The organism is Streptomyces sp. NPDC050448 (assembly GCF_040655295.1).
In the GTDB taxonomy this organism is placed as follows: domain Bacteria; phylum Actinomycetota; class Actinomycetes; order Streptomycetales; family Streptomycetaceae; genus Streptomyces.
On record NZ_JBFAJR010000022.1, the window covers coordinates 50,190 to 69,530 of the forward strand.

Annotated in this window: 20 protein-coding genes; 13 read left to right on the top strand and 7 right to left on the bottom strand. The window is 71.5% G+C overall.

Annotated features, from left to right (window positions below; genetic code table 11):
* Nucleotides 1-3: 3 nt before the first annotated feature.
* Together AB0I68_RS24360 and AB0I68_RS24365 are read left to right on the top strand one after the other, a co-directional pair.
* Nucleotides 4-576: a hypothetical protein gene (locus AB0I68_RS24360; protein WP_363179458.1), complete on the top strand. Its 573-nt coding sequence runs from the start codon at nucleotides 4-6 to the stop codon at nucleotides 574-576.
* A gap of 138 nt (nucleotides 577-714) precedes the next feature.
* Complete coding sequence (locus AB0I68_RS24365; RefSeq protein WP_363179459.1) at nucleotides 715-1,062, top strand: DUF2516 family protein; 348 nt, start codon at nucleotides 715-717, stop codon at nucleotides 1,060-1,062.
* 41 nt (nucleotides 1,063-1,103) lie between these two features.
* Here the strand turns inward: AB0I68_RS24365 and AB0I68_RS24370 are convergent, their stop codons facing one another.
* The 3 genes from AB0I68_RS24370 to AB0I68_RS24380 form a co-directional block, all read right to left on the bottom strand.
* Entirely contained in the window at nucleotides 1,104-2,408 is a 1,305-nt protein-coding gene (locus AB0I68_RS24370; RefSeq protein WP_363179460.1) for a fused response regulator/phosphatase, read from the bottom strand.
* A 354-nt stretch (nucleotides 2,409-2,762) separates the two neighbouring features.
* A complete protein-coding gene (locus tag AB0I68_RS24375; RefSeq protein ID WP_363179461.1) occupies nucleotides 2,763-3,824 on the bottom strand; it encodes an NlpC/P60 family protein in 1,062 nt (353 codons plus the stop codon).
* Nucleotides 3,825-4,068: 244 nt separating this feature from the next.
* Nucleotides 4,069-4,878: a class I SAM-dependent methyltransferase gene (locus tag AB0I68_RS24380; RefSeq protein ID WP_363179462.1), complete on the bottom strand. Its 810-nt coding sequence runs from the start codon at nucleotides 4,876-4,878 to the stop codon at nucleotides 4,069-4,071.
* 293 nt (nucleotides 4,879-5,171) lie between these two features.
* Between AB0I68_RS24380 and mshA the strand changes: the two genes are divergently transcribed.
* A complete protein-coding gene (gene mshA / locus AB0I68_RS24385) occupies nucleotides 5,172-6,470 on the top strand; it encodes a D-inositol-3-phosphate glycosyltransferase (protein ID WP_363179539.1) in 1,299 nt (432 codons plus the stop codon).
* Entirely contained in the window at nucleotides 6,463-6,963 is a 501-nt protein-coding gene (locus AB0I68_RS24390; RefSeq protein WP_363179463.1) for a YbjN domain-containing protein, read from the top strand. The genes mshA and AB0I68_RS24390 overlap by 8 nt, the downstream gene beginning before the upstream one ends.
* Nucleotides 6,964-7,027: 64 nt before the next feature.
* Here the strand turns inward: AB0I68_RS24390 and AB0I68_RS24395 are convergent, their stop codons facing one another.
* Nucleotides 7,028-8,350 (bottom strand): MFS transporter, encoded by a 1,323-nt coding sequence (locus tag AB0I68_RS24395; RefSeq protein ID WP_363179464.1) that lies wholly within the window; start codon nucleotides 8,348-8,350, stop codon nucleotides 7,028-7,030.
* Nucleotides 8,351-8,502: 152 nt separating this feature from the next.
* Here AB0I68_RS24395 and AB0I68_RS24400 point away from each other — a divergent pair, with 152 nt between their 5' ends.
* Both AB0I68_RS24400 and AB0I68_RS24405 read left to right on the top strand, forming a co-directional pair.
* Entirely contained in the window at nucleotides 8,503-9,261 is a 759-nt protein-coding gene (locus AB0I68_RS24400) for a phosphoglyceromutase (RefSeq protein WP_363179465.1), read from the top strand.
* Between the two features lie 210 nt (nucleotides 9,262-9,471).
* Nucleotides 9,472-9,828, top strand: coding sequence for a carboxymuconolactone decarboxylase family protein (locus tag AB0I68_RS24405; RefSeq protein ID WP_363179466.1), 357 nt, complete (start codon nucleotides 9,472-9,474; stop codon nucleotides 9,826-9,828).
* Nucleotides 9,829-10,002: 174 nt separating this feature from the next.
* On the opposite strand, the gene AB0I68_RS24410 is transcribed toward AB0I68_RS24405, so the two are convergent.
* On the bottom strand, nucleotides 10,003-10,152 hold the full coding sequence (locus AB0I68_RS24410) for a hypothetical protein (RefSeq protein WP_363179467.1): 150 nt from the start codon (nucleotides 10,150-10,152) through the stop codon (nucleotides 10,003-10,005).
* Between the two features lie 130 nt (nucleotides 10,153-10,282).
* Entirely contained in the window at nucleotides 10,283-10,960 is a 678-nt protein-coding gene (phoU, locus tag AB0I68_RS24415) for a phosphate signaling complex protein PhoU (protein ID WP_053787880.1), read from the bottom strand.
* Between the two features lie 211 nt (nucleotides 10,961-11,171).
* Here phoU and AB0I68_RS24420 point away from each other — a divergent pair, with 211 nt between their 5' ends.
* Together AB0I68_RS24420 and AB0I68_RS24425 are read left to right on the top strand one after the other, a co-directional pair.
* Entirely contained in the window at nucleotides 11,172-12,398 is a 1,227-nt protein-coding gene (locus tag AB0I68_RS24420) for an ATP-binding protein (RefSeq protein ID WP_363179468.1), read from the top strand.
* 52 nt (nucleotides 12,399-12,450) lie between these two features.
* A complete protein-coding gene (locus tag AB0I68_RS24425) occupies nucleotides 12,451-13,131 on the top strand; it encodes a response regulator transcription factor (protein ID WP_007265514.1) in 681 nt (226 codons plus the stop codon).
* A 116-nt stretch (nucleotides 13,132-13,247) separates the two neighbouring features.
* Here AB0I68_RS24425 and AB0I68_RS24430 read toward each other — a convergent pair whose 3' ends face one another.
* Nucleotides 13,248-13,928, bottom strand: coding sequence for a DUF461 domain-containing protein (locus AB0I68_RS24430; protein WP_363179469.1), 681 nt, complete (start codon nucleotides 13,926-13,928; stop codon nucleotides 13,248-13,250).
* A 649-nt stretch (nucleotides 13,929-14,577) separates the two neighbouring features.
* On the opposite strand from AB0I68_RS24430, the gene AB0I68_RS24435 reads away from it, so the two are divergent.
* The 5 genes from AB0I68_RS24435 (at nucleotide 14,578) to rlmB (ending at nucleotide 19,235) form a co-directional block, all read left to right on the top strand.
* Nucleotides 14,578-15,060, top strand: coding sequence for a CarD family transcriptional regulator (locus AB0I68_RS24435; protein WP_003953493.1), 483 nt, complete (start codon nucleotides 14,578-14,580; stop codon nucleotides 15,058-15,060).
* A gap of 237 nt (nucleotides 15,061-15,297) precedes the next feature.
* Nucleotides 15,298-16,044, top strand: a complete 747-nt coding sequence (gene ispD / locus AB0I68_RS24440; protein WP_363179470.1) for a 2-C-methyl-D-erythritol 4-phosphate cytidylyltransferase — start codon at nucleotides 15,298-15,300, stop codon at nucleotides 16,042-16,044.
* Nucleotides 16,034-16,639 carry a 2-C-methyl-D-erythritol 2,4-cyclodiphosphate synthase gene (gene ispF / locus AB0I68_RS24445; RefSeq protein ID WP_363179471.1) on the top strand — a complete coding sequence of 202 codons (606 nt, stop codon included), beginning with the start codon at nucleotides 16,034-16,036 and terminating at the stop codon, nucleotides 16,637-16,639. Before ispD ends, ispF begins: the two co-directional genes overlap by 11 nt.
* Before the next feature lie 129 nt (nucleotides 16,640-16,768).
* A complete protein-coding gene (gene cysS, locus AB0I68_RS24450) occupies nucleotides 16,769-18,169 on the top strand; it encodes a cysteine--tRNA ligase (protein ID WP_363179472.1) in 1,401 nt (466 codons plus the stop codon).
* 94 nt (nucleotides 18,170-18,263) lie between these two features.
* On the top strand, nucleotides 18,264-19,235 hold the full coding sequence (gene rlmB, locus AB0I68_RS24455; RefSeq protein WP_363179473.1) for a 23S rRNA (guanosine(2251)-2'-O)-methyltransferase RlmB: 972 nt from the start codon (nucleotides 18,264-18,266) through the stop codon (nucleotides 19,233-19,235).
* Nucleotides 19,236-19,341: the final 106 nt, after the last annotated feature.

Consider the following 19,341-nt stretch of genomic DNA (forward strand, 5'->3'; position numbering starts at 1 on the left):
CACATGGCCATCGCCGATGACCTGAAGAAGACCCTCACCGACCCGACTCCGCTCTACTTCGCCGCCGGGACCGCCGACCTCGCGGTGCAGCAGGCGAAGAAGGTGCCCGGGCTCATCGAGCAGCTGCGCGCCGAGGCCCCCGCGCGCATCGAGGCCGTGAAGAACACCGACCCGAAGATCGTGCAGGAGAAGGCCAGGGAGGCGCAGGAGGCGGTCACCGCCAAGTTCGCCGAGGTGCTCACCGCGATCGACGCGAAGAGGCTCGGGGAGACCGCGCAGGACCTGGCGCTGCGCGGGGTCGGCGTGGCCGCCGAGTACGCCGTGCGCGCCAAGGAGACCTACGACAAGGTCGCCGAGCACGGCGAGCAGGCCGTACGGACCTGGCGGGGCGAGGTCTCCGACGAGATCGTCGACATCGCGGTCGCCGTCGAGCCGCGCCCGGAGCCGGAGGCCGAGCCGGCCGCCGCCGATGCCTCGGCCGACGCCTCCGCCGAGGAGAAGCCGGCCGCCCGGAAGCCCGCGGTGCGCAGGAACACCGCGAAGAAGGCCGCCGCCGTGTCGGGCGACGAGAGCTGAATCGCGAACCGAATACCGTGACGACGGGCCGGGCACCAGCGGGGTGTCCGGCCCGTTGTTGTCTGCGAAGGCCGCTCTGCCGGTAGCGTGGAGGCAGGCGGCATCAGGCGTGCGAAGCGTGAGAAGGCGGTCGAGGCGATGTTGATGAACGGGTTCGATAACGGAGTGCTCCCGTTGCTCGGGTTCGCCATGCTGGCACTCGCCGTCGTGGCCTTCGTCTTCGCCCTGCTGGCACGGGAGGACGCGTACCGCGCCGCCGACAAGCAGACCAAGACGTTCTGGCTGGTCATCCTCGGGGTCACCGTGCTGGTGGACTTCTTCCTGGGGATGCTGTTCCTGGAGATCGCCGGCCTCGTGGCGACCATCGTGTTCTTCGTCGACGTACGCCCGGCCCTCAAGCAGGTCTCGGGCGGCGGCGGTGGCGGCCGGCGCAAGGGTGGCAGCAGCAGCGACGGGCCGTACGGCCCGTACAACGGCGGACGCTGAGGGCTCGCCCGCCGGGGATTGCGGGACAGCCCTTGAGGCCGTCAGGGCTCGTTGCGGGAGAGCAGGACCACGGCCACGTCGTCCGTGAGCTCGCCGCCGTTGAGGCGCCGGGCCTCGGTGACCGAGGCCTCGAGCAGGCCCTCGCCGCTCAGGCCGCGGTCGAGGTGCCGGTTGATCATCTCGACCATCCCGTCCTGCCCGAGCCGCTCCTTGCCTTCGCCGATGCGGCCCTCGATCAGGCCGTCGGTGTAGAGCATCAGGCTCCAGGTGCCGCCCAGCTCGACCTGGCGGCGGGGCCAGCGGGCCTTGGGCAGCAGTCCGAGTGCCGGCCCGCTGTTCTCGTACGGGAGCAGCCTCGCGCGGCGGCCCGGCCGGGATATCAGCGGCGCCGGATGGCCGGCCAGGCACAGGCCCGCGCGGCGGCCGTCGGGGGAGATGTCCACCGCACACAGGGTCGCGAAGATCTCATCGCACGGGCGCTCCACCTCCAGGACCTCCTGGAGGGTGGACAGCAGCTCGTCGCCGCACAGGCCGGCCAGGGTCAGGGCGCGCCAGGCGATGCGGAGCTCGACGCCGAGGGCGGCCTCGTCGGGGCCGTGGCCGCAGACGTCGCCGATCATGGCGTGGACGGTGCCGTCGGGGGTGCGGACGGTGTCGTAGAAGTCCCCGCCGAGGAGGGCGCGGCTGCGGCCGGGGCGGTAGCGGGCGGCGAAGCGGAGATCCGACCCCTCGAGGAGGGGGTTGGGGAGCAGGCCGCGTTCCAGGCGGGCGTTCTCCTGGGCCCGAAGTTTCGATTCTGCAAGTTTGTACTGGGCGATGTCCGCCCGTTTCCTCTCCACGGCGTAGCGGATCGCCCGGCTGAGGAGGCGGCCGTCCAGCTCGTCGCGGAAGAGGAAGTCCTGTGCGCCGACCCGGACGGCCTCGGCGGCGCGCCCGGCGTCCGCCTCGGCGGTGAGGACGAGAACGGCGTGGTGGGGCGCGATCCGGAGCACCTCGCGGAGGGTGGCCAGCTGGTCGACGGCGGTGTCGGTGGCGACCGCGGTACGGGAGCCGGTGCCTGCCGAAGCGGATCCCGTCCCGGGGAGGGAGAGGTCCAGCAGGATGCAGTGCACGTCGTGGGTGAGCAGGCGCGCGGCCTCGGTGAGGTTGCGGGCGGTACGGAGCCGGATGCGGTGCCCGTCGGCGTCGAGGATCTCGGGCACGGTGAGTCCGCCCGCGGGGTCGTCCTCGATCACCAGCAGGGTCAGCGACGCCTGGGGTGCGGCGGTGTGCGCGGCTGCAGGCTGAGCGGCCTGAGCGCTCTCCGTGGCGGGGGTGTCCCTCTGCCGCGGTACGGGTACGGCCATCGTCTCCGGTTCCTTCCCTCCCCCCGAGGGTGCGTCCGGCAGACCCTAGCGGTCGGTGGCCGGAGAGCGGAATGGTGTTCCGGGCCAGGACCGCTGTCATATGCCGTTATCCCGGGGGAATCCGCCTCACGGCATGACCGCTGAATGACCAACGTCACGGCGGAGGCCATCACCGTCCCGCCTGACGAGACGTCCCGAAGCCCCCGGAGGTTCCCTCCGCCACCGGCTTTCCCACTCACCGCGGAAGCCTCGCCGGCAGGGCCGGCCAGGCCGGGGGCCCGGGGGAGCCGTACGTGCCCCGTGCCCGCGGGGCCTTCGGGCGGGAGGCGCGGGGCGTTGCAGCCGCGGTAGCGGTTACGCGTCGGGGCGGACCACTGCCTTGATCGGCATGGAGCCTGCGCCCGTCAGGGTGATGTTGCGGCCCGGGCGGGGGGCGTGGACGATCGCGCCGTCCCCGATGTACATCCCCACATGGCTCGCGTCGTCGAAGTAGATGATCAGGTCACCCGGCCGCATGTCCTTGAGCGCGACCTTCGGCAGCAGCCGCAGCTGCTCCTGCGAGGTGCGCGGGATGCCCTTGCCCGCCGCGAGCCAGGCCTGCGAGGTGAGCCCGGAGCAGTCGAACGAATCGGGACCCTCGGCGCCCCACTTGTACGGCTTGCCGATCTGCCCGGTGGCGAACTGGACCGCCTTCTTCCCCGACTCCGACGCCGAGCTGCTGATCTCCTTCAGCACGCCCGTCGACAGCCATGTCGTCTGCGCCTTGTACTGCGCGTCCTGCTCCAGCTGGATCAGCCTGGCCTTCTCCTCGGCCTCCAGCTTGCTCTCCAGCGACTCCGCCGCCTTGATCTTCTCCTCGATCTGCTTCTTCGAGGTCTCCTGCTTGATCCGGTCGGCTTCCAGCTTCTGCCACTGCGCGCTCGCGTCCTTCGCGTACTGCTGCAAGTCGCTCTGCGTGCGGTTCATTTCGGACAGCAGGTCCGTGGTCGCCTTCTCGCCCTGGCGGATCCGGTCCGCCCCGTCGAGGAACTGGCTCGGGCTGTTGCTCAGCGCCAGCTGCGCGCCGGCCGGCATCCCGCCCGAGCGGTACTGGGCGCGCGCGGCTGCTCCCGCACGGTTCTTCAGGGCCGTGATCCGGTCCTGGCCGGCCACCACCTGCTTCGCGATCTCGACGATCTTGGCGGACTGGGCCTTGGCCTCGCCCTCGGCGAGGTTGTACGCGTCCGTCGCCGTGCCCGCCTGGCGGTACAGCTCGTCGATCTCCTTGCGTACCTGTTCAAGAGACTTGGCGCCCGGTTCCGGCAACGGCGCCGCCTGTGCCACGCCCGCCATGCCCGAAACGGCGAGCAGCGCCGTCGCACACAGCAGCGTGAGAGCGGACGCGCCCCCGCGCCGCCTGCGCTCCACGGTCCCCATGGTTCCCCCAAGGTGCCCCGAGTCGGATCCGGGATGAGGTCACCATCGGATCCGACATCACATCTGACTATTCATCAGTAACTTTGCGCTGCCTTCGGGATGGTGCCACGAGTCGGCGAATTCCAACACCCTTGTGGATGCCGTCCCGATCTTGTCCTGATCGCACCGGCTCCGACCAGTCCCCCACACACATCCCGACGGCTCAACGGGCCACCCCGGCAACCGGTTCCCCGCCGCGCCACATTCACCCCGCCGGGCGCAACGCGTCCCAGCGCACCGTCAGTTCACCCTGCCGCCACCGCGCCGGCCCGTCCGCCAGGGGCCAGTCGGCGGCCAGCGCCCGCGCCGTCCTGATCCAGCGCTGCCGCGCCCCGTACGAGGCGTACGGGGCCGCCGCCGCCCACGCCCGGTCGAAGTCGCGCAGGAACGCATGCACCGGCTCGCCCGGCACATTGCGGTGGATGAGCGCCTTCGGCAGCCGCTCCGCCAGGTCCGAAGGGCGCTCGAGGGAGCCCAGCCGGGTCGCGAACGTCACCGTGCGCGCCCCCTCGGGCCCCAGCGCGACCCACACATGGCGCCGCCCGATCTCGTCGCACGTGCCCTCGACGAGCAGACCGTCCGGGGTCAGCCGGGCGCACAGCCGCTCCCAGACCGCCGCCACCTGCTCCTCGTCGTACTGGCGCAGTACGTTCGCCGCGCGGATCAGCGCCGGCCGGGCCCCGCCCTCCAGCGGCACCTCGAACCCGCCGTGCCGGAAGCTGAGCCCCTCCCGCTCGTACGGCTTCGCCCCCGCGACCCGCGCCGGCTCGATCTCGATGCCGACCACCCGCACCCGCGGCGCCGCCTCCCGCAGTCGGGCCAGCAGCTCCACCGCCGTCCACGGCGCGGCCCCGTAGCCGAGGTCCACCGCGACCGGCGCCTCCGCGCGCCGCAGCACCGCCCCGTGCGTGGCCGCGATCCAGCGGTCCATCCGGCGCAGCCGGTTCGGATTCGTCGTCCCGCGCGTCACCGTGCCCACAGGGCGACGCGGGGGCGGGGCAGAGCGGGAGGACATGCGCCGAGCGTAAGCGGAGGGCCCCCGCCGGATGAAAAGAGGGCAGACCGCGCGGCAGACGCCGAGGAAAAAACCCCGTCCCGCGGAATGCGGGACACGGCCATCCGGGTTGCACTCCTTGGAGGACGCCCCGCGTGCTCCGTCCGCCATGCCCTGCCCGCCCCGCCAGCCGCCGTCCGAGTGTCGTCCGAGCGAGAGGAATTGCTCCCTTGAGCCAGTACGTGTCCCGCCTCGGCGGCACCCTCGGCGGCCGGATCGCCGCCGCCCGCAGTGCCCGCCACGACCCGCCCCGCCTGCGACTGCCGGCCGTCGGCCACCACCGCAAGCCGCGCCGCGTCGCCATGCTCAGCGTGCACACCTCACCGCTGCACCAGCCCGGCACCGGCGACGCCGGCGGCATGAACGTGTACATCGTGGAGCTGGCCAGGCGCCTCGCCGCGATCAACATCGAGGTCGAGATCTTCACCCGCGCCACCGAGGGCGGCCTCCCGCCCGTGGTCGAGCTGGCCCCCGGAGTCCTCGTACGGCACGTGGACGCGGGCCCGTACGAAGGCCTCGCCAAGGAGGAGCTCCCGGCCCAGCTGTGCGCCTTCACGCACGGCGTCATGCAGGCCTGGGCCGGCCACCGGCCCGGCTACTACGACCTCGTCCACTCCCACTACTGGCTCTCCGGCCACGTGGGCTGGCTCGCCGCCGAACGCTGGGGCGTCCCCCTCGTGCACGCCATGCACACCATGGCCAAGGTCAAGAACGCCGCGCTGGCCGAGGGCGACACGCCCGAGCCCGCCGCCCGCGTCATCGGCGAGACCCAGATCGTCGCCGCCGCCGACCGGCTCATCGCCAACACCACCGAAGAGGCCGAAGAGCTCGTCCGGTACTACGACGCCGACCCCGGCAAGGTCGCCGTCGTCCACCCCGGCGTGAACCTCGACCGCTTCACCCTCGGCGACGGCCGCGCCGCCGCCCGCGCCCGCCTCGGCCTGCCGCAGGACGCCGTCATCCCGCTCTTCGCCGGCCGGATCCAGCCGCTCAAGGCCCCCGACATCCTGCTGCGCGCGGTCGCCGAGCTCGTCGACCGGGACCCCTCGCTGCGGCAGCGCCTCTTCGTCCCCGTCGTCGGCGGCCCCAGCGGCAGCGGCCTCGCCAAGCCGGAGGGGCTGCAGAAGCTCGCCGCGAAGCTCGGCATCGCCGACCTCGTGCACTTCCACCCCCCGGTCCGCCAGGACGCGCTCGCCGACTGGTTCCGGGCGGCGTCCGTGCTGGTCATGCCCTCGTACAGCGAGTCCTTCGGGCTCGTCGCGATCGAGGCCCAGGCCACCGGTACGCCGGTGCTGGCCGCCGAGGTCGGCGGGCTGCCGGTCGCCGTCAACGACGGGGTGACGGGGATCCTCGTACCCGGGCACGACCCGGTGGACTACGCGCGCGAGCTGCGGCGCTTCGTGGACGACCCGGGGCTCGTGGACCGGATGGGCGGCGAGGCCGCGCGGCACGCGCAGTTCTTCGGCTGGGACACGGCGGCGAGCGGCACGGCGGACGTGTACACCGCGGCCATGCATGATCACCGCCGTCGCGTACGCTCCCACCATGGCTGACGCTGACACCGCCGACACCGCCGCGATCATCGAGAGCACCCTCGCCGAGGCCGGACTCGCGTGGGAGAGCCCGGCACCGGGCGCGTACGTGGTCCAGCTCCCCGGCACCCGGAAGCTGAGCACCACCTGCTCGGTCCGGATCGGCCGGCACTCCCTCTCGGTGAACGCCTTCGTCATCCGGCACCCCGACGAGAACGAGGCGGGCGTCCACCGCTGGCTGCTGGAGCGCAACCTCAAGCTGTACGGGATGGCCTACGCGGTCGACGGCCTCGGCGACGTCTACCTGACGGCCCGGCTCCCGCTGTCCGTGATCACCCCCGAGGACCTGGACCGGCTGCTCGGCACGGTCCTGGAGGCGGCGGACGGAGCCTTCAACACCCTGCTGGAGCTGGGCTTCGCCGGCGCGATCCGGCGCGAGTACGAGTGGCGCGTCTCGCGCGGCGAGCCGACGTACAACCTGGACGCCTTCAAGCACCTGACGCAGCCGTCCTGAACGCGGTACGAAGTACGAAGCCCCCGCGAGCGCAGGGGCTTCGTACCGCGCGGGCGGACCCGCCCTAGAGGTCGACGGCAGCGGGAGCCGGGGCCGGGGCCGGGGCCGGAGCCGGAGCCGTAGCCGTAGCCGGGACCGTGGGGGCGGCCGCCACCGGAGCCGGGACCACCGGCGCCGGCCCGCCCTGCTCCAGGTTCCGCATGAGCAGCCAGTAGCCCAGCGCCGCCACGGTGCCCAGCAGCGCCACGGACGCCCAGAGCCAGCCCGGCCCCCACTGGTCGATCACGAACCCGGCCGTCAGCGGAGCCATCAGCGAGGCCACCGCCCAGGACATCGAGTACATGCCCTGGTAGCGGCCGCGGCCGTGCAGCGGGGAGAGCCGGGCGACCAGGCCCATCTGGGTCGGGGAGTTGATGATCTCGGCCAGCGTCCACACGCAGACGGTCAGCCCCAGGCTCCACACCGACCCTCCGAAGGCCGTCAGCCCGAACCCGTATCCGGCCAGCAGCGCCGAGACCACCAGCAGCTTCTGCGGGTCGCCCTTCTCGATGAACCGGGTGACCGGGATCTGCAGCAGCACGATCAGCACCCCGTTGACGGCGATGACCAGACCGTAGTCCCCGGTGGAGAAACCGCCCGTGCCCATGGCCAGCGGCAGCCCGAACGACCCCTGCATGAAGATCAGCGAAATCAGGAACGACAGCCCGACCACGCCCATGAAGCGCCCGTCCCGCAGCACCGCGGCGAGCCCGATTTCCGGTTCGGCGGCGGCCTGCTCCGCGGCGGTCCGCTCCGGCCGCGACTCCGGCAGCTTCACGTACACCAGCACCGCGCAGACCAGCGTGAGCGCCGCCTCGCCGAGGAACCCGGCGAGGTAGCTGTACTCGGCGACGAAGCCCGCCGCCGTCGCCGAGACGGCGAAGCCGAGGTTGATCGCCCAGTAGTTCAGCGCGAAGGCCCGGACCCGGTCCTCCGGCCGGACGATGTCGGCCATCATCGCCTGCACCGCCGGGCGCGAGGCGTTCGAGGTCATGCCGACGAGCAGTGCCACCGCCGCGATGGACGCCGGGTGCTGCATGAAGCCGAGCAGCGCCACCGAGAACGCCGTCGAGGCCTGAGCCGCCATCAGCGTCGGGCGCCGGCCCAGCCGGTCGGCCATCACGCCTGCGACGAGCGAGGAGATCACCCCGCCGAGCCCGTGCAGGGCCACCACGAGTCCCGCGAACGAGGCCGAATAGCCCCGGTCCACGGTCAGGTACAAGGTCATGAACGTGGCGACGAAGGCCCCGAGCCGGTTGACCAGCGTGCTCGCCCACAGCCACCAGAACTCCCGCGGCAGCCCCGACACGCTCTCGCGCGCCGCCCGTCTGAGACTGGCAACGGACATACGGAATCCCCCCGGCGATGTAAGCGTCTCTCCTGCTCACCGCACCCTACGGGCGAGGGGTCCGCGAAAGCCACCGGATTGACGCGCGCCGTCAATCCACGGCCGTGGACACCGCGCGCAAGCGCCCCCGCGCGTCCATTAGGCTCGTACGCATGGCCGACGCACCGTACAAGCTGATCCTCCTCCGCCACGGCGAGAGCGAGTGGAACGCGAAGAACCTGTTCACCGGCTGGGTGGACGTCAATCTCAACGAGAAGGGCGAGAAGGAGGCGGTCCGCGGCGGTGAGCTGCTCAAGGACGCCGGCCTGCTCCCCGACGTCGTGCACACCTCGCTCCAGAAGCGCGCGATCCGCACCGCGCAGCTGGCGCTCGAGGCCGCCGACCGGCACTGGATCCCGGTCCACCGCTCCTGGCGCCTGAACGAGCGCCACTACGGTGCGCTCCAGGGCAAGGACAAGGCCCAGACCCTCGCCGAGTTCGGCGAGGAGCAGTTCATGCTGTGGCGCCGCTCGTACGACACCCCGCCGCCGGCCCTCGAGGACGGTACGGAGTTCTCCCAGTCCGGAGACCCGCGCTACTCCTCCATCCCGCCGGAGCTGCGCCCGAAGACGGAGTGCCTGAAGGACGTCGTCGTCCGCATGCTGCCGTACTGGTACGACGGCATCGTCCCGGACCTGCTGGCCGGCCGCACGGTCCTGGTCGCCGCGCACGGCAACTCCCTGCGCGCCCTGGTCAAGCACCTGGACGGCATCTCCGACGCCGACATCGCGGGCCTGAACATCCCGACCGGCATCCCGCTCGCCTACGAGCTGGACGCCGAGTTCAAGCCCCTCAAGCCGGGCGGCACCTACCTCGACCCGGCCGCCGCGGCCGCCGCCATCGAGGCCGTCAAGAACCAGGGCAAGAAGTAGCCCTCACGCACGAGAAGGCCCCCTGCCTGCGGTTTTCCGCTGGTGGGGGGCCTCTTCGTGTGCTGGGGGCCGTGGGGCGGACCGACATGCGCGGGGGCCGGGCGGCCTCTACGGTGGAAGTCCAAGTGTCGACACGCGGGGGATACCTCTGCTCACTCGTGGCACTGGTGGTGCGTGCCGGCCCCGCACATACCGATAGGCGGTTCGAAGATGGCCACAATGTCTGAAACGCCCGTTCTTGACACCCTCACCGCCATGACGATTGATTCGATCGAACGCTGCGGCCTGGACGCGGACACACTGATCCTCACCCGCATCGCCGCGCTCGTGGCCATGGATGCGCCGCCGCTCTCCTACCTCGCCCACATCGACGCCGCAGCCAAGACCAACCTGACGGCCGAGCAACTGCAGGACGTTCTCGTGGCGATCGCGCCGGTCGTGGGCACGGCACGCGTCATGTCGGCCACCGGACACATCGCCCAGGCACTCGGCGTCGCCATCGCAGTGGCGGAGTCCGACGCCGAAGCGATGGCCGAGGCGGACGCCCAGAGCCGGAGCGGCTCCTGAGAGAAGCCCTGCCGGCCAGAGCTCATGTGAAGCAGCTCCGACGCACGACAAGGGCCCCCTGCAGGCGGTCTCCGCGCCGCCGCAGGGGGCTCCCGTGCGTGCGGAGCCGCGAAAGGGCCCCGGCCGGCGGATGCGGACGGGGCCCTTCGCGTACGGGATGCCGGGTCGGCGGGGTCAGCCGCCGCACTGGCAGGGCGCGCCGGACTGGCAGCCGCAGCCGCAGCCCGAGCCGCAGCCGCAAGCCGCGAGCAGCGGGAGCCGCAGCGGTTCGGGCCGGGGCGGCTGCTCGTGGTCCGGGGTGATGGGGACGGGGGAATCGGGCATGGATCCTCCTCGCAGGCGGCGTGCGTGGCGTTTTCGGCCTTCTCCGGCCCTCTACTGCCTCTGAACTGCCTTCGCCTTCATTCATGCCCAGCCACACCGGCGCGTCAACGGCGCACGGGGGCAGAACGGCTCAGACGCCGTCGACCTGCGTCGGCGCCTGCAGCTCGTCCGCGTGCTCGCCCGTCACCAGGTAGACCACGCGCTTGGCCACCGACACCGCGTGGTCCGCGAAGCGCTCGTAGTAGCGGCCCAGCAGGGTCACGTCCACCGCGGTCTCGATGCCGTGCTTCCAGCGGTCGTCCATCAGGTGCTGGAACAGCGTGCGGTGCAGCTGGTCCATCTCGTCGTCGTCCTGCTCCAGCTGGAGCGCCAGGTCGACGTCCTTCGTGATGATGACCTCGGCCGCCTTCGCCATCAGGCGCTGCGCCAGCTGCCCCATCTCCAGGATGGTCGCGTGCAGGTCCCGCGGCACCGCCGTGTCCGGGAAGCGCAGCCGGGCCAGCTTCGCCACGTGCTGGGCCAGGTCGCCCGAGCGCTCCAGGTCGGCGGACATGCGCAGCGAGGTCACCACGATGCGCAGATCGGTGGCGACCGGCTGCTGGCGGGCCAGCAGCGCGATGGCACGGGCCTCCAGGTCGTGCTGGAGGTCGTCGACCTTCTGGTCGGCGGCGATGACGCTCTCGGCGAGCTTCAGGTCGGCGTCGAGCATGGACGTCGTGGCCCGCCCGATCGCGGAACCGACGAGCCGCGCCATCTCGACCAGGCCTTCTCCGATCGAGTCAAGTTCCTCGTGGTACGCGTCACGCATGGGTTGTCCCTCTCTTGCCTACTGCCTCTTGCCCCTCGGGCCGGGCCGGGGCGGCCTCATGCCCACGTTGACACGGTGAGCCGCAAACGCGTCCGACTCCGGCATCACAAGTGAATCAACCCCATCGCCACGGTGAACTCTGGGCGACGACTGTTCGAGCTGCCACCCGAACGGCTGTGGAAGTGCCGTCGTGCCTGCTTAACCTGGATCCATGGACGTGAACGCGGCGGTCGCCGCAGCTGCAGCGATCGCCGGTCTTTGCACCGGTGTGATCGCGATGCTGGCGTTCCGCTGGAGCGAGCGCGACCAGGCCCGCCCCACCCGGAGCTCCATGCGCCCCGACATCAACGCGGTGCTCCCGCCCGGCGTGGACACCGTCCTCTCCGTACTCCGCTCCTCCGCCGTCGTCCTGGACGAAGGCGACGCGGTGGTCAAGGCCAGCTCGGCGGCGTACGCCCTCGGGCTGGTCCGCGGCGGCAAGCTGGCCGTCGAGCCCATGCTCCACATGGCCCGCGACACCCGCCGCGACGGGGAGATACGCCAGGTCGAGCTCGACCTGCCCCGGCGCGGCACCGGCCGCGGCGAGGCCCTCGCGGTCTCGGCGCGCGTCGCACCGCTCGGCTCCCGGCTCGTCCTGCTCCTGGTCGAGGACCTGACAGAGGCCCGCCGCATCGAGGCCGTACGACGCGACTTCGTCGCGAACGTGTCGCACGAGCTCAAGACGCCGGTGGGGGCCATCTCCCTGCTGTCCGAGGCCGTCATGGACGCCGCGGACGACCCCGAGGCGGTCAGCCGCTTCGCCGGCCGCATGCAGATCGAGGCCACCCGCCTGATCAACCTCGTGCAGGAGCTCATCGACCTCTCCCGGGTACAGAACGACGACCCGCTCGAGGACGCGGAGCCCGTACGAGTGGACACGCTGGTGGCCGAGGCCATCGACCGCTGCCGCCACACGGCGTCCTCCAAGCAGATCACCATGGCCGCGGGCGGCACCGCCGACCTGCGTGTTTGGGGCAACCGCGGCCAGCTCGCGGCAGCCCTCGGGAATCTGGTCGAGAACGCCGTCAACTACAGCCCCGCCCGCACCCGCGTCGGCATCGCCGGACGCCGGGTCGCGGCACCTGGGGGAGACTTGATCGAGATCGCCGTGACCGACCAGGGCATCGGCATCCCGGAAAAGGACCGCGAGCGCATCTTCGAGCGCTTCTACCGCGTGGACCCGGCCCGCTCCCGCGCCACGGGAGGAACCGGCCTCGGCCTTGCGATCGTGAAGCACGTAGCGGCCTCGCACGGCGGGGAGGTGTCCGTATGGAGCTCGGAGGGTCAGGGCTCCACGTTCACCCTGCGCCTGCCGGAAGCAGCCGCTCAGGCCCCGGCATCCACGGCCACCCCGGCCGCGGAGCCCGCCCCCGCACCCAGCCACCCCACCCCTGCCTGAACCACGCTCCTCAAAGAACCACGCCAGCCATCCCTGCCCCGGAGGTCCTTCCGTGACCCGAGTGCTCGTCGTCGAGGATGAGGAATCCTTCAGCGACGCCCTGTCCTACATGCTCCGCAAGGAGGGCTTCGAGGTCGCCATCGCCGCGACCGGGCCCGACGGGCTCGACGAGTTCGAGCGCAACGGCGCCGACCTCGTCCTCCTCGACCTGATGCTCCCCGGCCTGCCCGGCACGGAGGTCTGCCGGCAGCTGCGAGGCCGCTCCAACGTCCCCGTCATCATGGTGACGGCCAAGGACAGCGAGATCGACAAGGTCGTCGGGCTGGAGATAGGAGCCGACGACTACGTCACCAAGCCCTTCTCCTCGCGGGAGCTGGTCGCCCGCATCCGCGCGGTCCTGCGCCGCCGCGGCGAGCCGGAGGAGGTCACCCCGGCCGCGCTGGAGGCCGGACCCGTACGGATGGACGTCGACCGCCACGTGGTCACCGTCGCCGGAGCCAAGGTGGACCTCCCCCTGAAGGAGTTCGACCTGCTGGAGATGCTGCTGCGCAACGCGGGCCGCGTACTGACCCGCATGCAGCTGATCGACCGGGTCTGGGGCGCGGACTACGTCGGCGACACCAAGACCCTGGACGTCCACGTGAAGCGCCTCCGCGCCAAAATCGAGCCGGACCCGGGCGCGCCGCGCTACCTGGTCACGGTCCGCGGCCTGGGCTACAAGTTCGAGCCGTAAGCCGTAAGCCGTAAGCCGTAAGCCGTAAGCCGTAAGCCGTCAGCCACAGCCGTATACGAGAGGGCCCCCGTCCGCCGGAGCGGAAGGGGGCCCTTTCGTACGTGGTGCGGCCTGGCTCAGTGGCCGGCGCCGGGCGACGGGGAACCCGACGGCGTGCCGGAGGCCGCGCCCGACGGGGCGCCCGAGGCGGCGCCCGACGGCGCGGTGGACGGGGAGCCGGAAGGGCTGCCCGACGGCGCGCCCGAGGGGCTGCCCGACGGGGTGGCGCCGGGGGCGGCGACCGGGGCCTCGGTCGGGCCGAAGCCCGCGTACATGCCGGTGCCCGGGACGACGAACGCCTGGAGCTCCACGTCGCCCGCGTTGCTGAGCTGGAAGACGACCGGCTGCGCGTTGCCGTTCTGCACGGCCTCGCCGCCCTGGATCACGGCGGAGGCGTTGCCCTTGCCACCCAGGACGACGGAGCCGCCGGCCGGCACGGTGACCTTGGATGCGCCCTCGGCGGGCTTCAGCACGACCTTGGCCTTGCCACCCGGGAGGGTGATGGCGTCAAGGGTCTGCGCCTTGATGCCGCTGTTGAACAGCGTGGCGGAGACGGCGGCGGGGCCCTTCTTGTCCTTCTCGCCCTGGGTGATCACCAGCGCGTTCTGGATCTTGATGTCGCCCTTGGTGACGGCGGCGTTGTCCGGCTTGATCTGGAGCGTCTGCGCGTCGTGACCCGCAGCGCAAGCGGCCAGCGAGGCGATCGAGAACACGATGGCAGTGGCGGCGAGGGCGCCGCGTCGAAGGCTGCGGCTCACGGCGGCGGCAACTCCTTGGACGTACGGAACGGAAGGGTGGGCAGTCCCAGGGCGACTGAGGTAAAGCCGTCCTAAGGGTGTGTCAGCGCGCTTAGGTTACCGAGCCGCCGCCTCGCCCCCGCACCCGACCCTCCGCAGCGCCCGGGCGGCCCCGCGGCGGCCCTGCGATCTTGCATTCCGTCCGCTCTTCCGGCTGCCCTTCCGTTCGTCCTTCCGCCCGCCCTTGCGCCGGACACTTCCCGCGCCGTTCATCTGCCGATCATGTGCCGCCCGCATATCTCCCGCCGGGCCCGCCGTGATCAATTCCGGGATTCCTTCGAACGGCCCTCGGTGATCAATTCCGGATTGGGCCGGAACCGCTCCGTACGGGTGGTCGCCAGTCGAACGGAGTAGTTCGGTTTCCCGGCTTCGAAACCGGCAAAACGGGACGTACGTCACACTGACACGGTCCTCGCCCCGGTGTAGCGTGGCCGTTTCGCCTGGTCCGCACAGCGCCTCCGACCTGCGAATACCCCCCGCCGGAAGCCCTTCGCAGCACGTTCGTGTCGCTGTTGTCAAGCCCCGAGATGTGCCCTGACCTGCGAAAACGCCATTCATAACAGTCAGTTCTCGTGTTACCCTGGATAGCCACGGAAGGGGTACCTGTCACATGACGTTCAAGGTTGGCGACACCGTGGTCTATCCCCATCACGGGGCCGCGCTGATCGAGGCTATCGAAACTCGCCAGATCAAAGGCGTGGACAAGACCTACTTGGTGCTCAAGGTCGCCCAGGGCGACCTGACGGTTCGTGTGCCTGCGGACAATGCGGAGTTCGTCGGCGTTCGCGACGTAGTCGGCCAGGACGGGCTGGACCGGGTCTTCGAGGTGCTTCGTGCACCGTATGCCGAAGAGCCGACGAACTGGTCCCGGCGCTACAAGGCAAATCTGGAGAAGCTCGCTTCTGGCGATGTCATCAAGGTCGCCGAAGTGGTGCGTGACCTGTGGCGTCGTGAGCGTGAGCGCGGGCTTTCCGCGGGCGAGAAGCGCATGCTCGCGAAGGCGCGCCAGATCTTGGTGAGCGAGCTCGCGCTCGCTGAGAACACCAACGAGGACAAGGCCGAGGCCCTCCTCGACGAGGTTCTCGCGTCCTGACGCGAAACATCGTTCACACAGTTGTGCCGTGGTGCCCGATGACAAGCCCTCTCCTCCACGAGAGGGCTGTTGCCGGGCGCTGCGGCATGTCTGCACCCACACCTTTTTTCCACCGGCATGCCGGGTCCGGACAGCCTGCTCGACCGGTCGTCACGGAAGGGGCGAGGGCGTCGCACCCGGCACCCTTCAGGCCATACCCATGTCGGCCGAAGTCACAAACCTGGCTCGGAGCTACTGATGTCTGACGAATCGCGCCCCCACCGCACCGCCGCGGTGATCCCGGCCGCCGGCCGCGGGGTACGCCTCGGCCCCGGCGCCCCCAAGGCCCTGCGTACCCTCGGCGGCACCCCCATGCTCATCCACGCCGTCCGCGCGATGGCCCGCTCCCGGGCCGTCTCCCTCGTGGTCGTCGTCGCCCCGTCCGACGGCGCCGCCGAGGTGCGCCGGCTCGTCGACGAGCACGCGCTGCCCGACCGGACCGAGATCCTGGTCGTCCCCGGCGGCGAGACCCGCCAGGAGTCCGTACGCGCCGGCCTCGCCGCGCTCCCCGCGGACATCACCTCCGTCCTCATCCACGACGCGGCCCGCCCGCTCGTCCCCGTGGACACCGTCGACGCCGTCGCCCTGGCCGTACGCGACGGCTCGGCCGCCGTGGTCCCCGCCCTGCCGCTGGCCGACACCGTCAAGGAGGTCGAGCCCGGCAAGCCCGGCGAGCCCGAGCCGGTCGTCGCCACCCCCGAGCGCGCCCGGCTGCGCGCCGTACAGACCCCGCAGGGCTTCGACCTCGCCACCCTCGTCCGCGCGCACGAGACCATCGCCGTCAACGGCGAGGGCGCCACCGACGACGCCGCAATGGTGGAACGGCTCGGCATCACCGTCATGGCGGTCCCCGGCCACGAAGAGGCCTTCAAGGTCACCCGCCCGCTCGACCTGGTCCTCGCCGAGGCCGTACTCGCCCGCAGGAGGGCCACCGATGCCTACTAGCTCCGCAGGTTCCGAGAAGTCCGCCGGGGCGGGAGCCGGTCCCGCGGGCGGGGCCGACGTCACGCCCGCCGCCGACCTGGCCGCTGGTGATTCTGCCCCGGCCCCCGCCGCCCCCCTGATCCCGCTCGTCGGGATCGGCACCGACGTGCACGCCTTCGAGACCGGCCGCGAGCTGTGGTGCGCCGGCCTGCTGTGGGAGGGCGAGGACGGCCTCGCCGGGCACTCCGACGGCGACGTCGCCGCCCACGCCGCCTGCGACGCGCTCTTCTCCGCCGCCGGCGTCGGCGACCTCGGCGCGCACTTCGGCACCTCCCGCCCCGAGTGGTCCGGCGCCGCCGGCGTCACCCTCCTGGCGGAGGCCGCCCGCATCGTCCGCGCCGAAGGCTTCGAGATCGGCAACATCGCCATCCAGGTGATCGGCGTACGTCCGAAGATCGGCAAGCGGCGCGAAGAAGCGCAGAAGGCGCTCGCGGCGGCCGCCGGCGCCCCCGTCTCCGTCTCCGGCACCACCACCGACGGCCTCGGCCTCACCGGCCGCGCCGAGGGCCTCGCCGCCCTCGCCACTGCGCTGGTGTACCGGACGAACCCGTCCTAGACGGCGTACGACGGCACGCTCCGGGGCACCGCTCCCGGGCACCGCTGCCGACACCGCTTCGGCAACAAAGCGCCCCCGCGCCCCGAAAGGGTCGCGGGGCACTGCTACAGGCCCACTACCCTGGATGCCGTGACTATTCGCCTGTACGACACCAGCGCCCGGCAGATCCGCGACTTCACCCCGCTCGTTCCGGGCTGCGTCTCGATCTACCTCTGTGGCGCCACCGTGCAGGCGGCCCCGCACATCGGGCACGTCCGGTCGTACCTGAACTTCGACATCGCGCGCCGCTGGTTCACCTACCGCGGCCTCGACGTCACCTTCATCCGCAACGTCACCGACATCGACGACAAGATCATCGGCAAGGGCGACGAGCAGGGCCGCCCCTGGTGGTCCATCGGGTACGAGAACGAGCGCGCCTTCAACGACGGCTACAACGCCCTGGGCTGCCTCCCGCCCACGTACGAGCCGCGCGCCACCGGCCACGTGCCCGAGATGATCGAGATGATGCGCGGCCTCATCGAGCGCGGTCACGCCTACGAGGCGGACGGCAGCGTCTACTTCGACGTGCGCTCCTTCCCCGGCTACCTGGAACTGTCGAACCAGAACATCGACGACCTGCGCCAGCCCGCCGAGGAGGGCATCACCGGCAAGCGCGATCCCCGCGACTTCGCCATGTGGAAGGCCAGCAAGCCCGGCGAGCCCGACTGGGAGACCCCGTGGGGCCGCGGCCGCCCCGGCTGGCACCTGGAGTGCTCGGCCATGGCGCACAAGTACCTCGGCAGTGCCTTCGACATCCACGGCGGCGGCCTGGACCTGATCTTCCCGCACCACGAGAACGAGATCGCCCAGGCCAAGGCCTTCGGCGACGAGTTCGCGAAGTACTGGGTCCACAACGCCTGGGTCACCATGTCCGGCGAGAAGATGTCCAAGTCCCTCGGCAACTCGGTGCTCGTCTCCGAGATGGTCAAGGCCTGGCGCCCCGTCGTCCTGCGCTACTACCTCGGCACCCCGCACTACCGCTCGATGATCGAGTACAGCGAGGAGGCGCTGCGCGAGGCCGAGTCCGCGTTCGCGCGCATCGAGGGCTTCTACCAGCGCGTCATCGAGAAGGCCGGCAAGACCGTCGACCCCGCCCCCGAGGTCCCGCCCGCGTTCGCCGAGGCCATGGACGACGACCTGGGCGTCCCGCAGGCGCTCGCCATCGTCCACACCACGGTCCGCCAGGGCAACAGCGCCCTCGCCGCCGACGACAAGGACGCCGCCATCGCGCGGCTGTCCGAGGTACGGGCCATGCTCGGCGTGCTCGGCCTCGACCCGCTCGACCCGCACTGGGCCGAGGAGACCGACCGGGGCGAGGACCTCCACGGCGCCGTGGACACCCTCGTACGCCTCGTCCTGGAACAGCGCGAGTCCGCCCGGACCCGCAAGGACTGGGCGACCGCCGACGCCATCCGCGACCAGCTCCAGCAGTCCGGCCTCGTCATCGAGGACAGCCCGGCAGGCCCGCGCTGGACGCTCGGCCCGCGCTGAGCCCGGGCAGCCCGGTTTGGTGGCCGCCCGGCGCTCCGGGCGGCACACTCTTCATACGTACATATCGCAGCACCAACGAAAACAGGTAGAGGTCATGGCCGGGAACAGCCAGCGCAGGAACCGCCGCACGTCCAACAAGAAGGGCGCTACGGTCGGCAGCGGTGGCCAGCGGCGCAAGGGCCTGGAGGGCAAGGGCCCCACGCCCAAGGCCGAGGACCGCAAGAAGCACAAGGCGAACCGCATCAGCAACGCCATGGCCCGCCAGGCCGCCAAGCGCCGCCCCGCCCCCCGCCGCGGCGGCCCCAAGGGCACCAGCGAGATGGTCGTCGGCCGCAACCCGGTCTTCGAGGCCCTGCGCGACGGCGTCCCCGCCACCACCCTCTACGTCCAGCAGTTCATCGACAACGACGAGCGCGTCCGCGAGGCCCTCCAGCTCGCCGGCGAGCGCGGCAACATCAACCTGATGGAAGCCCCGCGCCCCGAGCTCGACCGCATGACCAACGGGCTCAACCACCAGGGCCTGGTCCTCCAGGTCCCGCCGTACGAGTACGCGCACCCGGAGGACCTCACCACCGCCGCGTACGACAACGGCGAGGAGCCGCTGATCGTCGCCCTCGACGGCGTCACCGACCCCCGCAACCTGGGCGCGATCGTCCGCTCCGTCTCCGCCTTCGGCGGCCACGGCGTGGTCATCCCCGAGCGCCGCGCCGCCGGCATGACCGCCGGCGCCTGGAAGACCTCGGCCGGCACGGCCGCCCGCACCCCGGTCTCCCGCGTCACCAACCTGACCCGCGCCCTCCAGGAGTACAAGAAGGCCGGCATCACCATCGTCGGCCTCGCCGCCGAGGGCCAGCACACGGTCAGCGACCTCGACGCGCTCGCCGGCCCGGTCGTCATCGTCGTCGGCTCCGAGGGCAAGGGCCTCGGCCGCCTCGTCGGCGAGAACTGCGACTACCTCGTCCGCATCCCGATGCCGGGCGGCGCCGAGTCGCTCAACGCCGGTGTCGCCGCGGGCGTCGTGCTCTACGAGGCGGCCCGCCGCCGCGCCGAGACGCCCCGCGCCTGATCCACTGATCCACTTGGCTCACGGAAAGTGACCCGTGAGCGTGCCACCCCGCCCCTTTCGGGCGGGGTGGCTTGATCTTGACGGGTCTCGGACACATCCCTCCCGT

What these genes read in the sequence shown, in the direction of transcription:
- AB0I68_RS24360 (WP_363179458.1), top strand. Translation starts at nt 4, where the DNA reads ATGGCCATCGCCGATGACCTGAAGAAGACCCTCACCGACCCGACTCCG.
- AB0I68_RS24365 (WP_363179459.1), top strand. Translation starts at nt 715, where the DNA reads ATGTTGATGAACGGGTTCGATAACGGAGTGCTCCCGTTGCTCGGGTTC.
- AB0I68_RS24370 (WP_363179460.1), bottom strand. Translation starts at nt 2,408, where the DNA reads ATGGCCGTACCCGTACCGCGGCAGAGGGACACCCCCGCCACGGAGAGC.
- AB0I68_RS24375 (WP_363179461.1), bottom strand. Translation starts at nt 3,824, where the DNA reads ATGGGGACCGTGGAGCGCAGGCGGCGCGGGGGCGCGTCCGCTCTCACG.
- AB0I68_RS24380 (WP_363179462.1), bottom strand. Translation starts at nt 4,878, where the DNA reads ATGTCCTCCCGCTCTGCCCCGCCCCCGCGTCGCCCTGTGGGCACGGTG.
- AB0I68_RS24390 (WP_363179463.1), top strand. Translation starts at nt 6,463, where the DNA reads ATGGCTGACGCTGACACCGCCGACACCGCCGCGATCATCGAGAGCACC.
- AB0I68_RS24395 (WP_363179464.1), bottom strand. Translation starts at nt 8,350, where the DNA reads ATGTCCGTTGCCAGTCTCAGACGGGCGGCGCGCGAGAGCGTGTCGGGG.
- AB0I68_RS24400 (WP_363179465.1), top strand. Translation starts at nt 8,503, where the DNA reads ATGGCCGACGCACCGTACAAGCTGATCCTCCTCCGCCACGGCGAGAGC.
- AB0I68_RS24405 (WP_363179466.1), top strand. Translation starts at nt 9,472, where the DNA reads ATGGCCACAATGTCTGAAACGCCCGTTCTTGACACCCTCACCGCCATG.
- AB0I68_RS24410 (WP_363179467.1), bottom strand. Translation starts at nt 10,152, where the DNA reads ATGCCCGATTCCCCCGTCCCCATCACCCCGGACCACGAGCAGCCGCCC.
- phoU (WP_053787880.1), bottom strand. Translation starts at nt 10,960, where the DNA reads ATGCGTGACGCGTACCACGAGGAACTTGACTCGATCGGAGAAGGCCTG.
- AB0I68_RS24420 (WP_363179468.1), top strand. Translation starts at nt 11,172, where the DNA reads ATGGACGTGAACGCGGCGGTCGCCGCAGCTGCAGCGATCGCCGGTCTT.
- AB0I68_RS24435 (WP_003953493.1), top strand. Translation starts at nt 14,578, where the DNA reads ATGACGTTCAAGGTTGGCGACACCGTGGTCTATCCCCATCACGGGGCC.
- ispD (WP_363179470.1), top strand. Translation starts at nt 15,298, where the DNA reads ATGTCTGACGAATCGCGCCCCCACCGCACCGCCGCGGTGATCCCGGCC.
- ispF (WP_363179471.1), top strand. Translation starts at nt 16,034, where the DNA reads ATGCCTACTAGCTCCGCAGGTTCCGAGAAGTCCGCCGGGGCGGGAGCC.
- rlmB (WP_363179473.1), top strand. Translation starts at nt 18,264, where the DNA reads ATGGCCGGGAACAGCCAGCGCAGGAACCGCCGCACGTCCAACAAGAAG.